This is a genomic window from Aliifodinibius sp. S!AR15-10 (assembly GCF_031569985.1).
GTDB lineage: Bacteria > Bacteroidota > Rhodothermia > Balneolales > Balneolaceae > JAMQKA01.
In genome coordinates this window covers 132798-148734 of record NZ_JAMQKA010000004.1, presented here as the reverse complement: position 1 = coordinate 148734, position 15937 = coordinate 132798, and the positions used below count along the sequence as shown (strand labels likewise).

Below are 15937 nucleotides of genomic sequence, written 5' to 3'. Positions count from 1 at the left end.
CTTAATGAGTACTTTCCCCGCCGTCGTTAATTATGCCTCTAAAGAAGGGGCCGTTGAAATACGTGAGATTCCCAAACCCGAGATCGGTGATGAAGATGTACTACTAGAGGTGGCCAATATTGGGGTTTGTGGCAGTGACCTTCACCAGTGGACGGCCGATCACAGTTGGCCTGTGAATTATCCCGTTGTATTGGGACATGAATTTGGAGGTCACGTAGCTGAAGTTGGAAATCGTGTGGAGAATTGGAAGGAGGGAGATAGAGTAGTAAGTGAAACTGCTGCGATTATTGATCCTGATAATCCTATGAGTCGACAAGGGCTCTACAACCTGGATCCTACGCGCAAAGGTTTTGGCTATGGCGTGGATGGGGCCATGACCAAATATGTGAGAGTGCCGGCCCGCTGCCTGCATCAGGTGCCGGAAAACCTGGATTTTAGACAGGCCTGCCTTACCGAGCCATGCTGTGTGGCATATAATGCCGTGATCGGGAATTCGAATATCAAGCCCGGCGACAGGGTAATCGTGTTAGGACCCGGAACCATCGGTATTTTATGTGCTGCTATGGCGAAATTGAGTGGGGCCGAGGTCGCTATTGTAGGGCTGGAAAGTGATAAAGATCGACTGAAAATTGCAGAACAATACGGATGTACGCCTATCATCGGGGATGCTACCGAATGGGCCAGGGAGCGCGATGGTTTGGGATCAGATTGCATCGTAGATGCGGCTGGCGTGAGTGCTACTCTTGAAATTGCATTGGACTTGGTCCGGCCCAATGGGCACATAGCCAAAGTCGGGTGGGGACCCAAACCACCCGGATTTTCACTGGATCCCCTCGTCCAGAAGAACGTGACGCTACAGGGAAGTTTTAGTCATAACTGGCCGATCTGGGAGCGGGTAATTGCGCTTTTGGCATCGGGGAAGCTGGATGTAAAACCCATAATTGGCGGCGTATGGCCAATCGAAAATTGGAGAGAAGCATTCAAAAAAATGCACGATGGTGAAGTTGTCAAAAGTGTACTCAAACCTGAATAAAGATGCGACTGAAGGAAAAGGTGATTATCATCACGGGCAGTACCATGGGCATCGGGAAAGCGATAGCCCTGAGATGTGCCAGGGAAGGTGCCCGGGTAGTGATCAATGGATTGGAGGAAAATCTAGGTGAAGAGCTTGTAACCGAAATCGGTAAGGAACAAGCTGTAGCTCACATCGAGGATTTAACCAGTGATGGAGCTGCGCAGCGACTTGTCGATTGTGCATTAAAGAAGTATGGCAAACTGGATGGACTCGTTAACAATGCTGCGATGGTTGCTTCATCCAATATCCATACTACAGACCTGGAATTTTTGGAAAACATCTTCCAGGTAAACACCTATGCCCCGTTTCAACTGATCAAGTCGGCGCTCCCTTATCTCTCCAAAACAGATGGTTCGGTGTTGAACATTGGGTCGGTAAATGCCTGGAGTGGAGAACCGGATCTGCTGGCATATAGTATGAGCAAAGGGGCGCTCATGACCATGACGCGGAATCTCGGCGATACCCTGATGCGGGAAGAAGGTATAAGAGTCAACCAGATCAATCCGGGATGGGTGCTTACAGAAAAAGAGATTGAACGAAAGCGTGCACAAAATTTGGATGAAAATTGGTATACCCAGCTGCCCGAGACGTATGCCCCGGCGGGACGTATTTTGCAACCTGAAGAAATAGCCTCTGCTGCAGTTTACTGGCTTTCGGATGAATGTGGACCGGTTAGCGGGCAGGTGATGGAATTGGAACAGTACCCTCTTATCGGGCGAAATCCCCCTAAAGATGAGACTACCATTCCCAAAAGAGAAGAATGAACCAAGATCTAAGAAAAGCTGTAAAATAATCGCATCTTTCCCGGAACCAATAACCAATTTATGCCTAAACTAGCTGCTTTTCCCAAGGCGTACATGCAGGAGCTTTGCAAAGATGGAACCATGAGCGTTTCTGAGTGGATAAATCTGGCTGGAGAACTAGAGGTCGACGGACTGGAATGGTATTCAGGATTCCTGGAAATGGAGGACCATGAAAACTGGACCAGATTTCGAAAAGAAGTTCAGGACCAGGGAAAGGAGATCCCGATGCTGTGTTGCTCTCCGGATTTTACGCATCCAGATCCGGAATTTCGAGAAAAAGAGATTGAAAAACAGAAATACTGGATTGATATGATTCATGAGCTGGGTGGGACGTATTGTCGTGTACTGTCGGGACAGCGGCGCCCGGAACTTTCCAGGGAAGAGGGGATACAGCTTGCGGCAGAATCGATTGAGGAATGCCTGCCCTATGCCGCTCAACGTGGCATTACGCTTATTTTGGAAAATCACTATAAGGATGACTTTTGGGAATATCCAGAGTTTGCCCAAAAGATGGATCTCTATTGTGAATTGGTGGATCAAATTCGTCATCCGAATTTTGGAGTTAACTACGATCCCAGCAATGCGATCCTGGCGGGGGATGATCCCATTGAGCTTTTAAAGAAAATATCGGATCGCGTAGTGACAATGCATGCCAGTGATCGATACCTGAAGGAAGGTACTCCCGAAGATCTTAGGAAAGAGGAGGTTGGAGTTGAGGGATATGCTGAACGGCTGCAACATGGAGAGATCGGGCAGGGACTCAACGACTATGATGCCATCTTTGGAGAGCTAAAACGCGTTGGGTTTGACGGCTGGATCAGCATTGAGGACGGCGTCGAAGGGCTGGATCAGCTGGAACGCAGCGTGTCTTTTCTACGCGGTAAGATTAGTGAGTATTGGCCTTGAGTATATGAATTAAAGAGTTAATAATCATAAAGAGGAGTTTTTAATGGAAAAAATGTCTGATTTTAAATTTGTCATCATAGGGTCTGGTAATATCAGCAGAACCTACACAACAGTACTGAATAAGCTAGAGGGTATGGAGCTTGTCGGTATGGTATCACGCTCAGGTGAACGCCCAGATCATATCAATTCTTCCGTAGAGATGGGGCAATCAATTAGGGAGATAGAAAATGATTTTGATGCAGTTATACTGGCAACACCTAATGGAATGCATAACAAAGGGGCGATTGAGGCGGCAAACCTTGGCAAGCATGTACTCACCGAAAAACCGCTTGATATTACTCGAGAGGCGATGGACAAAATGATTGAGGCCTGTGATGCCAACAATGTAAAACTGGCCGTTGCTTATCAGCGTCGGACGAATCCTGACAACAAGATTATTTATAATTTAATAAGAGAAGGAAAACTGGGTAACATATTTGCCGCGGATATGACGGTTAAGAATTATCGCCCCGATTCTTATTACGAGAGCGGTGCCTGGCGTGGAACCCGGGACATAGACGGGGGCGGACCGTTCATGCAGCAGGCCTCCCACAACGTTGATCTTTACGGCTGGTTTTTTGGGATGCCCAGCAAAATCATCAGCTCATATGGCACCTTTACCCATGATATTGAAGTAGAAGATCATGGAGCGGCGATCCTTAAACACGGGGACGACATGATCGGTACGATTATAGCTTCTACCTCTGCAAAGCCGGGCTTCGATGGAAAACTGGAAATTCATTCCGACAAAGGTACCGTTGTGCTGGAAAATGACATTATCACCAGCTGGCAGATCGAGGGGATGGAAAATCCCTCCCAATCGGCACCCGAGGAGATCCACAGTGGGGCTACCAGCGCTAGTGTAAGCGATACTTCTGGACATGAAAATATTGTCAAGGATTTTGTCCAGGCCATCAAGCAAGACCGCTCACCGCTTATAGACGGGAAATCGGCTCGGCTGGCAACGGAACTAATCTTGGAAATATATGAGAACAAAATTTCTTAGGCGAATTATTTGGCTCTGTATCTGGGATTCTCACAGTTCCATCCTCCAGTATAGCCAATTAACTATGCACGACCTGTGTCCAACCTCATTACAGGGCTTTGCATAGTCTTTTGCGGGCTTTTTATGTCCAACTTGTGAAATAATTTCAATGTTGAGTGAAATCTGCTCTTTAAAAGTCGGCTTAACCGTTCCCTTGACAAATTTGTCTAAAGTCGAACTCGTATCATTTAAGATTTTATGAGTAGATCTGGTAAATGGGGTCCTTTATATAACATATGTTAACTATATAAGAGAAATGGGCATCTTTGAGGACAGATATATTGGTGTAAGGTGTTGATTAGTATAGATTTAGGGTTTTTCAGGGTTTATTGAGTTTGAGCATCCTGAAAACAGGTGTTATAAGCAAGTTTGTGGTACATTTTTAAATAAAGAGTGTCCCGCAAACGGTAGTTCCAAAGGATATAGGGATAATACGTGTGGATCAGGTAAGTTTCTCTGAGGACATAAAACTGTGGGAACGACTCCTTACGGGGGATAAGAGCGCATTATCTGAGCTATTTAAGAAATATTATTCCCAACTGCTTAGTTATGGGCTGAAGCTTGTTTCTGACAGGGCATTGGTAAAAGATAGTATCCAGGAACTTTTTTATTCAATCTGGGAACAGCGAGATAATCTTTCCGAAGTAGAGTATATCAGATCATATCTTTACGTTTCACTAAGAAGAGCAATCTACAGGCAGGCCGAAATTAAACAAAACAGGCACGACAGGGATAGAGCGTATTCTGAAGAATTCTTTCAACATGTAATTAATCATGAGAAGCTTATGATACAGGAAGAACTAAAAGAAGAACAAAAGAGAGAGTTGAAACGGGGTCTGGATTTGCTTAATAAAAGAGAAAAGGAGGCTCTTTTTCTAAAGTTTTACAGCGGACTTACCAACGCTGAGATTGCCCAGGTAATGGAAGTGAATCGACAAAGTGTATACAATAACATTTATCGAGCAATACAATCGCTGAAGTCTTTTCTTGATGAGTAGATATTTATTCAATTTGTGGACAGACCATCCTTGTACTCTTTCCACAATTTTTGGTCAAGGTGTAATTTCTTTGGCGTCCTTTTCTAGGCCCTCCATCCTGATTTATTGAAGCCATTTCGGTGCTTTTACAGAAAATCGCCCCAAAAGATCAAATTATTTGAGTAGATCCGGAGTATGTCTTGCTTTTGATAAGTGAATGATCAACAAAAAAATGTAAAGCAGGTCAAAAATCCGTGACAGAATCCGAACAAATACTAATAGATCTGGTAGACGACCCATCCTTTAGTCGCTGGATTAAAGGGAAAGCCAATCCATTGGAGCAGAATAAATGGGAGGAGTGGGTATCTCGGGATCCGGTACATCAAGAGGTCAAGAGAAAAGCTGAGAAACTATACAATTTACCATTTGAGGAGGATGCAGGCGATATTCAAACTGAATTGCAAAAATTGCATCAACGTATTGAGATAGACGGCACCACTTTTAACCGCCAACGTAATTCCCTCAAGAATAGATCTGGGTATCGGTGGGCTGTTGCGGCAGCTATCGCTCTTCTCATTGCTGTTGTGGCCGTATTTACTCTTACTAACAGGCACCAGTCTCAAAAAATTGATCAAGAACCACTATTCTCAACCATCGAGGTTGGGTATGGAGAAAAGGGTGCACTTAATATCAGTGATGGCTCCACAATAAGATTAAACGCCAATTCAACCCTGCGCTATAATCCCGAACAATTCAACAGATCTAAAGTTGAGGTTTGGCTTAAAGGAGAAGCATACTTTTCGATTACCAGAAATCCGGATGAAAGAAGGCGGAACTTCATTGTGCATACCCCGGATGGTGATATCAGGATACTGGGAACACGATTTAATGTAAACACAAGGTCCGGGCGTACCGGTGTGGTACTGGAGGAAGGAAGTATCGAAGTATTGCTTAAGGATTCTGCAAATGAAGTTACTGGACAGTTTAGGTTAAAACCGGGGCAGTTAGCCCAATTTTCATCCAGTGAAGCAGATTTCCAGGTTCAGAAAGTAGACACCTCTGTTTATACCGCATGGCTGAAAGGCAAATTAGTATTTAAAAATGCTCCTCTTGAAGATGTGATTGAAAATATTGAGCAGACTTATGGGGTCCAGATCGAAGTTGGGGATCCGGGCCTGTTAAAGGAAAAAATTTCTGGTACTCTGCGGAATCCTGATCTGACCACTTTACTGAAAGGACTGGAGGAGGTATTACATCTGAAGATACATAAGCAGGGAGATGAATCTTATCTGATAGAAACTGACAAACCAAGTACTGTAAATGAATCAAGTAATTATGATGATCAGTGAATAGACAAAATTAATTCAAACTAAACTATGGGGAAATATTATGAAAAAGTGGATACAGGGATTATCACTAATCGTATTACTTTTGTTTGTGTATTCAGGTGTTATTCAAGCACAGGAAAATGGTAAAACACTGGCACAGGTCAAGTTGACACTTGAACAGGATATCAAGGCCAGTACAAATTCAGGGGTTAAATTTGTTACAGCTCTTAAGCGCCTGGAAGAGAAGTTCGATATTTCATTTATGTATCAGATGGAGCTCCTGGAAGGCGTTTCAGCGCCCAGGGATATTGGGAAAAGCGAAAACTTGACGTATGAGCTAAAAAAGTTGCTGGCTCCATATAATTTAAAATACACTCGACTTAATAATCGAACATTTGCCATTTCATTTGATTTCTCAAAATACGTTCAAAAAAGTAATGAACAGCAACTTGAGCAGATACAGGGTACGGTTACAGACGCTGAATCCGGAGCACCATTACCTGGGGTCAATGTACTCATAAAAGGGACAACAACCGGTACTTCAACCGACAATAATGGCCAATATGAACTCAACGTCCCTTCCTTGCAGGATACGCTCGTCTTCTCATTTATTGGGTATGAAACGCAACAAGTGCCTATTAATGGACGGACAGAGATAAATGTAGCTTTAACTGTTCAAGCAGTTTCAGGAGAAGAACTGGTTGTTGTGGGATATGGGACACAGCAGCGAAGAGACTTAACCGGATCCATTAGTTCGGTGTCATCAGAAGATTTAGCCAGCCAACCCACAACCTCTTTCGATAACGCTTTGCAGGGGAAATTAGCTGGTGTACGGGTTGTGCAAAGTAACGGAGCCCCGGGAGGAAGAACAAGAATACGTATTCGTGGTCAAAATTCTGTGTTGGGTGGCAGCGATCCGTTATATGTGGTTGATGGGGTTCCTATCATCAGCGGAAGTAGTGGAAATACAAATTTGCTTGCATCCATCAATCCTGCCGATATCCAGTCCATCGATGTACTTAAAGATGCATCTGCTACTGCCATATATGGGGCACGGGGTAGCAACGGTGTAATCCTCATTACAACCAAGAAAGGTAGCCAGGGGCAACAGCGAGTAGATTTTGAAACCTCATTTAGCTTTTCCGAGGTAGAGAATAAGCTGGATTTAATGAATGCCGAGCAGTTTGTCGAAATTGCCAATGAACGGGCGCGGAATGACGGTGCTGCGGAACCCTTTCCAAATCCAGGTGAAGTTACTGATGTGAATACCGATTGGATGGATGAGATTTTCAGGGCAGGGTTCAAGCAGAACTATTCGTTAAGCACTTCCGGAGGCGATGATAACACTCGTTATGCCGTTTCAACAAATTATACTGATGAAAAAGGTACCATTATCGGGTCAGACTTTAGCCGGGGTTCATTGCGATTGAATCTCGATCAAGACGTGACCCCGCGGTTACAGGTCACGCCAACGCTGTATGTCTCTCGTACACAGAGTGAAAGGGTGAATACCGAAGAGGGGGGAGACGGTAGTAACGTCATGATTAATACTTTTATGGCTCCACCAATAATGACACCACGGGATGAAGAAGGTAATTTTACTCCGGGTACTGAATTGAAGCAATTCCCCTTTAGCCCGGGATCTGGCGATAACCCGGTTGCACTGGCACTGGAAAATTTGAACAGGTTGACATCTGACAGGATCCTCGGAAATATTTCCGCCCAGTATGAACTGGCAGACGGACTTTCTGTTAAGATATTGGGAGGTATTGACAACGTAAATAATGAGGTTGATGGGTTTACCTCACGGGTATTGCAGAGCGGACTTCCTGCAGGAGAAGGTTCTGAATCCCGAAGTACCACAACCACATTCTTAAATGAAAATACCGTCAACTACCAGGGCACTTTTGGAGAGGATCACCGGTTTAATGCAACAGCTGGTTTTACGTGGCAGAAAGAAGAGAGTGAATTTGTCAATGTATCTGCCAGCAATTTTGTGACCGACGATCTGCTTAATAACAATCTTGGGGCAGGGGAAAACTTTACGGCCCCAAATACTGGGTCCGAAGAATGGACCCTTATTTCCTGGCTGGGTCGCGTGAATTATACCCTTAAAGATCGCTACCTCTTTACATTTACGGGTCGAATAGATGGCTCTTCCCGATTCGGTGAAGGCAACAAGTATGGAACATTCCCTTCCGCAGCTTTTGCATGGAGGATCTCCGAAGAAGATTTTATCCAGGAAATTGAACAGATTTCTAATCTTAAACTTCGTTTGAGTTGGGGACTTTCTGGAAATCAGGCCATAGAGCCATTTCAGTCGCTACAGCGTATGACACCCCAGCAATTAGTGTTGGGCCAGAGTTCCTCGGTTGGATTTGCCCCTGCTAACCTTGGGAATCCCGAACTTCAGTGGGAAACTACGGAACAGATCGATGTGGGGGTTGACCTGGATCTTTGGGAGCAGCGCGTCAGACTGAGTGCCGACTATTACTACAAAGACACGTCTGATCTGCTGGCACTTGTAAACCTGCCTCCAAGTACCGGATTCGGATCAATCCTCAGAAATGTCGGTTCGGTTGAAAACAAAGGGGTAGAACTTGAGCTCGGCGCCGATATTGTCAGAGGGGAGTTTAACTGGAGTGTTAGTGGAAATATATCTTCCAATAAAAATACAGTGAAGAGGCTCGCACGTGGTGCTGACATTATTGCACAGGATGTCAATATTCAGGGACCTGCAAATATCATTCGGGAAGGAGAACCGTTGTCTGCCTTTTATGGTCTCCAACAAGACGGATTAACAGAGAATGGGTTATTCAACTATGTAGATCAAAATGAAGATGGTGAAGTAAATAATGATGACCGTGTAATTCTTGGTAACCCGTACCCCGACTTTACCTATGGACTCTCCATGAGTTTTAACTACAAAGGGTTTAGTCTGAGTGCTCTGATTCAGGGCGAGGCTGGTAAAGAGGTATGGAATTCAAATAAAGAACGAGGAGCCGTTTCCATGCATCGTGGATATAACCAGCTGGAAGCGGTGGTAAATCGTTGGCGTCCGGATGACCCTGATCCTAATGCACCATTCCCGAGAGCTACCAGTACCCTTAATGCAAATCCATCGAGCTTCTTTGTCGAAGATGCTTCCTTCTTGCGCATAAACAATGTTCGATTAAGCTACACTTTACCTGTTGTAGAGCTGAATATACCATTGAGAGCTGCAACTGTATATGTCAGTGGCCAGAACCTGGCGACCTTTACAGATTACTCTTGGTTTACTCCAGATGTTAACTCATGGGGCAGTGGGGATCTTAGAATTGGCGTGGATCGCGGTTCATACCCCAGTAATCGATCATTCACGATCGGGACTCAAATAGGTTTCTAAAATTCATAAAGATCTCAGGATTTCATATGTGCAGGATTAAGAAATTGAATACTAAATCAGGATTAGCCATGAAATCATTACGTCGTTCACCTACGAAACTAGGACTGTTACTTGTACTTGTCATACTATGTACCGGCTGTGACTCGGTATTGAATGAAGAGCCCAAAACGTTCCTTTCGGAAGAGGGGGTATTTAGCAGCCAGGCCGGAGCAGATGCTGCTACGAAAGGGATCTATGCTTCCCTGCGCAATTTCTCATATTACGATCGCTGGTTTACTGCTATGGTCGAGATGCACGCCGATTACGTTAATGGGCGCGGCAGCCAGGCCCCGGTTGGCCAATACCAGCTCAACGCCCAAAATATTGGCCGGATCGGTGATATGTATGGTGCTATTTACGAAAGTATCAACCGGGCTAACAGCGTGATTTCGGGTGTTCCCGATATTGACATGGACCCGAATCTGAAGAACCAGTATTTGGGAGAAGCTCGTTTTCTCAGGGCGCTGGGATATTTTAACCTGGTTCGCCTTTTTGGCGGCGTCCCTTTGCGCACTCAACCTACTAAGGGATCAGAAACAGATCTGCCACGTGCATCTGAGGATGAAGTTTATAGTCTGATAATGGAGGATCTGCAATTTGCGGAAAACAATTTGCCGGGTTCGTACGACCAGTCCAGCCACGGCCGTGCCACAAGCTGGGCCGCCAAAACGTTGTTGGCCGATGTATATCTGACGCTTGAACGTTGGGGCGATGCCGCTGCCAAGGCCAGGGAAGTAATGGATTCCGGTGAGTTCAGCCTGGTTCAGGTAAGCTCATCCGAAGATTTTCACACCAAAATGTTTGGTCCCGGCGTCACCAGTTATCCCGAAGAAATTTTCTCCATTCAGTATACCCAGAGTATTCCAGCTGGCTGGCTCGGTTGGTTGCACAAACCTGCAGCCGGGTACTCCAGCGGCGGTGTTTTTGCTTGGTGGGGAGAATTGGACTCATTTATCGGGCAGGGAGAATGGGCAACCGAAAATTCATCTGACCTGAGACGAAACGCTTTTCTGTACAGCGGAGAAGAAACGCAATACCTGGATCCAACGATCAACATGTTATTTAGTAAATTCAGGGGCAGCCCTGCCGATGAGGGAGTGGACATGCCGATCATGCGATATGCTGAGCCGATACTCATTTTTGCCGAAGCAGCAACCATGGCCAATGGAGGGCCTACCTCTGAAGCTTATGAAGCTGTTAATATGATAAGAAGAAGAGCGTATGGGCAAGATCCGGCGGTGGCAGATCCGGGTGGTGTGGACCTCTCTTCCGGGCTGTCACAGGAGGCGTTTCGTGATTCTGTTCTCCTGGAACGGGGAAAAGAGTTTATCATGGAGCGCAAACGCTGGTTCGATCTTGTGCGTACTGGCACCGCACTTGAAATTATCCAGGGATTGGGTAAACCAATTACCGAGAAATATCTAAAGTGGCCGATTGCCCAGGAAGAAATAGATAATAACGGTGCACTTACAGAAGATGATCAGAATCCCGGGTGGTAGAATAAACAGCATGAGCCACAGATTTGCCCAGATATCACAGACTCTTTAACTAAATTTTAAAATCTGGTTCTATCTGTGTCAATCTGTGGCTATTAACAAATACAAGATATCGTTGTATGCCAAGATTAACTTCGTTCTGCAATAGGCTTTTATCGATCGTTGCCTTTCTTTTTTTAGTCCTTTCTTTACCTCAACTTACCGCCGCCGGGAGTGCAGAAGCGGAACAGCCGAATATTCTTTTCATCCTGGCAGATGATCTCGGGTTGGAGGGGATAAGTGCTTATGGCGGCGATTTAGTTAAAACCCCCAACATTGATCGACTTGCCAACGAGGGGATGAAGTTTACTCACATGTTTGTGAATCCCTATTGCACTCCCACACGGTCCGAGCTGCTGACGGGGCGTTATCCGTATGCGACAAACACGTTGTTCCCAATTTCAGATTATGAGAGACATAAAAATGACGTTCTTGATACTTCAGAGCCCAGTTTTGCCCGGCAATTAAAGAAAGCCGGGTATAAAACGGCTATCGCCGGCAAGTGGCAGCTGTCTTTTTTGTCGAAACAGGATTGGGTACATGACTTCGGTTTTGATACGTACCAGTTCTGGCAGATTATGACGGCTGATAATGAACGGACTACCAGGTATCACAACCCATACTTTCGTAGGGACGGCGAGATTGTGCACGAAGAAATTAAGGACCGGTATGGCCCTGATGTAATGGTCGACTTTCTAACGGACTTTATTCGAAAAAGTCACAAGGAGGGACAGCCATTCATGGCGTACTACACCTCTTTACTTCCTCATTTCCCCTGGGTCCCAACTCCCGGCAGCAAAGAGTCCAGTATGGCCGGTAGCCTCTCCAGTGGAATCAACTACGGGGTCCCAAAATATTACCCGGATATGATTCGGAGACTGGATCACAATGTCGGGCGATTACTTGAAACGTTGGACCAACTGGGCATTGCAAAAGAAACGATAGTAGTTTTTCTAACCGATAATGGAACCGACCAGCACTTGTACGGTAAATTTGGAGATCAGACTTTATATGGAGGGAAAGCGACCCTTACCGATCGCGGCTCCCTTGTGCCACTTTTAATTCGCTGGCCTAGAAAAATCCAGGCGGGAAGTATAAATGATAATTTGATTGAGGCGGCGGATTTTTTGCCAACCTTATGTGAAATTGCCGGTGCACCGTTACCGGATCAGGCTATACAGGGACACAGTTTTGCTAACATTCTCACCGGTGAGCAGAGCTCTTATCAACCCAGAAGATGGGTTCATGTTCAAATGGAACAGGGTCGGTACCTACGCACAAAAAAATGGATTGTGACTGATGAGAGTACCTACAAAAAAGTGCAACCCTATCCTGAGGATGCCGTTAAGGTTGATAAAACAACGGTGGATGAAGCAACGAGGACTGAACTGCAGATGCTTGAGCAAACCCTCAACAAACTTAATAAACAAAACCTGAACGATGGTTCCTCCAATTCAGACAATTCAGAGTATTAATATTTCATTTTAGGGATTGGTTAAGGGAATGATAAAAAGAACTATATATAGCTCAATAATAAAAGAAGGGTTACCTGACCGTGGGACATTACTGCTAAAGTTTCTCCTCATTTGGTTGTGTTTTGCACTTTCTCTAAAACCGGCATCTTTACATCAAAACATAGCTGAACAGAGCCCCAATTTTATTGTCATTTATACCGATGATCACAGGTGGGACGCCCTGGGCAAGTCGGGTAACGCCCTTATCGATACACCTAATATTGATTCCCTGGCTAACTCTGGATACTACTTCCCCAATTCTTTTGTAACGCTTTCTATATGCACTCCAAGCCGAGCCGCTTTTTTAACGGGTAGATACGGCAGCAGGAATGGGGTTATGAGCCAAAGGCAGAACACGGTGAAGCGGGGATTGAAATCTGTTGCCCACTATTTTCAAGAGGCAGGTTACAAAACCTCCGTATTTGGGAAATGGCACATTTCCAATTCCCCTGAATCAATGGGGTTTGATTATGAATATTATTTCCACGGGTTGGTCCCTTATTGGGATGTTGAATATACCTTAAACGGCCAAAAAGTCAAGACAAAAGGATTTGTTGAGGATGTGACGGTGGAGGGAGCAACGGATTATCTGCGAGAAATTTCCGGTTCCAATGATCCCTTCTTCATGTGGTTAAATACATGGGCACCCCACATGGATGAAGATTTCAGCTGGCCTGCCAAAGGGAGAACACTTACCCGATACCCAACGGAAAGCATGCCGCTGCCTGTAACATGGCCGCCCGACTTCAGCGGCAAACCACAGTACATTAAAAGCAACAGGCCCCATCAACGGGCATTGGAGTATGGATATTCGCGGTCTTACCCGCTAAAAAGTCATATCAGGGGATATTACGCGGCCGTAACGGATATGGATGCTGCACTTGGAAAGCTTTTTGAAACAGTCGATCAACTGGGTTTATCGGAAAATACGTATATAATTTTAATGGGCGACAACGGCTGGTTTATGGGAGAACACGGGTTAACCAGCAAGGTTTTGGCGTACGAGGAATCAATCAGGGTCCCCTTGATTGTATCGGGTCCGAAAGTACAGTCCAGCGAATCAGATGAACTGATGCTAAATATTGATATAATGCCAACCGCACTGGATCTGGCCGGTATCCATATCCCGTCTGATATTCAGGGCAAAAGTTTTAAACATTTATTGGGAACCGGAAATACAAAGGAAGGGCCTTGGAGGGATCATGTTTTTTACGAGGCACCGGTACCGGTACACGGAACGCAACCACACTACGCGATTCGTACAAAAGAGTGGAAATTAATTCAGACCTATGACCTGAAGAAGCCGGATGAATTGATATTTGAGGAGCTCTATCATATTGCCTCTGATCCCAATGAAACCAATAATTTATCCATGAATCCTGAACAGAAACCAATTTTGGACTCCCTGAGGGTACTTCTTGAGGAACGGATAAAAAAGAGCAGGGAAGCGGCGTCAATATGATTAACCTGCATTTTTACATAACATTGAAGATTAGAATAGAATATGACTATTAATCGTCGGGAATTTTTTAAAAGCGGTTTGGCTCTTGCGGGAGGAGTGATTTTACCAGCTGAACTGCTTGGTTCCAACCGGTTTCAAGACGATTCGGAGTACGACATCGTCGTGTATGGTGGTACCTCCGGTGGGGTTATTGCCGCTGTTACAGCTGCACGAAAAGGGCGTTCGGTGATTTTGATTGAACCCTCAAATCATCTGGGTGGATTGACCACCGGAGGGTTGGGACGTACCGATATCGGGATAGAGGGCACGATCGGGGGGATGTCGCTTGAATTCTATAGTCGAATTCGAGAGTACTACAAGAGTGAAAAACCATGGGTCTATGAAGCTCGCAGTGATTATATGAATCGCAGTGGCCTTCTGGAGCCCGAAAGTGAAGGAATGTTTGGTTTTGAACCACATGTTGCGAAGAATGTATATAAGCAGATGCTGGAAGAGGCGAAAGTCCCGGTGGTAATGGGGGAGCGCATTATTCTTGGTGATCGAGGGGTGGATAAGATGAGAGACAAAATTGTTGCCATAGAAACAGAATCCGGAAATGTCTACAAGGGACAGATTTTTATTGATGCGACTTACGAGGGTGATCTGCTGGCCGTGGCCGGGGTTTCCTATCATGTAGGGCGGGAAGCGAATGCAACTTATGATGAAACCCTGAATGGTGTCCAGACGGTCCGAACGCACAATCACATCTTCCCCGGTTTTGTGGATCCATATGTCCGCCCGGGTGATCCATCCAGCGGAGTTTTACCTGGGGTTCACGACGGGGATCCAGGCGAAGAATTTTCCGGTGATCACCGGGTACAGGCCTATTGCTTCCGGATGTGCCTGACCGACGTGCCCGAAAACCAGGTCCCCTTTGAACAACCGGAGGGATACGATGAACGCCAGTACGAATTGCTCTTTCGCAACTTTGAAGCCGGGGAGACCCGCATTCCCTGGCTCCCGGGAGCGATGCCCAACCGGAAGACGGACACGAACAACAGGTGGGGCTTTTCTACCAACCAGATTGGGGTCAATTACAAGTATCCGGATGGTGATTATGCCACCCGGCATCGCATTATGGAAGGACAGGAGCACTACCAGCGTGGGCTCATGTGGACTTTGGCCAATCATCCCCGGGTACCCGAACATATACGGGATGAAGTAGGCAAGTGGGGATTGGCGGTGGATGAATTTACTGACAACCGAAACTGGCCTTCGCAGATCTATGTACGAGAAGCCCGTCGAATGGTCGGGGAGTATGTAACGACAGAACACGACTGCCGGCGCTTGCGAATTGTTGAGGACCCGGTGGGGCTTGGCTCGTACACCATGGATTCACACAACGTACAACGCTACATCACCGAGGACGGGTGCGTGCAAAATGAAGGGAATATTGAGGTATCCCCGGGAGGCCCTTATGCGATCTCCTATCGGTCGCTGCTTCCCCAAAAGAAGGAGTGCGGTAACCTGCTGGCGTGCTGTGCCGTCTCTTCTTCTCACATCGCATTCGGCTCTATCCGTATGGAGCCGGTGTTTATGCTGTTGGGCCAGTCAACCGCCACTGCTGCCGTTCAGGCCCTTGAAGAAGAAAATGAGTTGCACAATCTGGACTACCAAAAGTTACGGGCCCAATTAATCAGGGATGGCCAAAAGCTGGATGTGGATACTGGCAAATACCCGCCGCTACCACCCGATGAAAATCCACCGGTACACAGAGAACGTCATGCTAGTGAACCAGTTATTGAAGAGGGGTGTATGGTGACCAGGGATAGTTGATGTAGATCATTAAT

The 15937-nt window shown here is 45.9% G+C and carries 11 protein-coding genes; all 11 read left to right on the top strand.

The window, feature by feature from the left end; translation table 11 throughout:
• Positions 1-4 precede the first annotated feature (4 nt).
• The 11 genes from NC796_RS04525 to NC796_RS04475 all read left to right on the top strand — a co-directional run bounded on the left by NC796_RS04525 (position 5) and on the right by NC796_RS04475 (position 15923).
• A complete protein-coding gene (locus tag NC796_RS04525; RefSeq protein ID WP_310682506.1) occupies positions 5-1033 on the top strand; it encodes a zinc-binding dehydrogenase in 1029 nt (342 codons plus the stop codon).
• Between the two features lie 2 nt (positions 1034-1035).
• Positions 1036-1839 (top strand): SDR family oxidoreductase, encoded by an 804-nt coding sequence (locus NC796_RS04520; protein ID WP_310682505.1) that lies wholly within the window; start codon positions 1036-1038, stop codon positions 1837-1839.
• A gap of 60 nt (positions 1840-1899) precedes the next feature.
• Positions 1900-2784 carry a sugar phosphate isomerase/epimerase family protein gene (locus NC796_RS04515; protein WP_310682503.1) on the top strand — a complete coding sequence of 295 codons (885 nt, stop codon included), beginning with the start codon at positions 1900-1902 and terminating at the stop codon, positions 2782-2784.
• A gap of 43 nt (positions 2785-2827) precedes the next feature.
• Complete coding sequence (locus NC796_RS04510) at positions 2828-3829, top strand: Gfo/Idh/MocA family oxidoreductase (RefSeq protein WP_310682501.1); 1002 nt, start codon at positions 2828-2830, stop codon at positions 3827-3829.
• Between the two features lie 476 nt (positions 3830-4305).
• A complete protein-coding gene (locus NC796_RS04505) occupies positions 4306-4866 on the top strand; it encodes a sigma-70 family RNA polymerase sigma factor (protein ID WP_310682499.1) in 561 nt (186 codons plus the stop codon).
• 233 nt (positions 4867-5099) lie between these two features.
• The gene (locus NC796_RS04500) at positions 5100-6194 is read left to right on the top strand and encodes a FecR domain-containing protein (protein ID WP_310682497.1); all 1095 of its coding nucleotides are present in this window, start codon (positions 5100-5102) and stop codon (positions 6192-6194) included.
• A gap of 40 nt (positions 6195-6234) precedes the next feature.
• Entirely contained in the window at positions 6235-9558 is a 3324-nt protein-coding gene (locus NC796_RS04495) for a TonB-dependent receptor (RefSeq protein ID WP_310682495.1), read from the top strand.
• A 68-nt stretch (positions 9559-9626) separates the two neighbouring features.
• Positions 9627-11096 carry a RagB/SusD family nutrient uptake outer membrane protein gene (locus NC796_RS04490; RefSeq protein WP_310682493.1) on the top strand — a complete coding sequence of 490 codons (1470 nt, stop codon included), beginning with the start codon at positions 9627-9629 and terminating at the stop codon, positions 11094-11096.
• Positions 11097-11212: 116 nt separating this feature from the next.
• The gene (locus NC796_RS04485; protein WP_310682491.1) at positions 11213-12607 is read left to right on the top strand and encodes a sulfatase-like hydrolase/transferase; all 1395 of its coding nucleotides are present in this window, start codon (positions 11213-11215) and stop codon (positions 12605-12607) included.
• 28 nt (positions 12608-12635) lie between these two features.
• A complete protein-coding gene (locus tag NC796_RS04480; protein WP_310682489.1) occupies positions 12636-14108 on the top strand; it encodes a sulfatase-like hydrolase/transferase in 1473 nt (490 codons plus the stop codon).
• Between the two features lie 42 nt (positions 14109-14150).
• Complete coding sequence (locus tag NC796_RS04475; RefSeq protein ID WP_310682487.1) at positions 14151-15923, top strand: FAD-dependent oxidoreductase; 1773 nt, start codon at positions 14151-14153, stop codon at positions 15921-15923.
• The last annotated feature ends 14 nt before the right edge of the window (positions 15924-15937 follow it).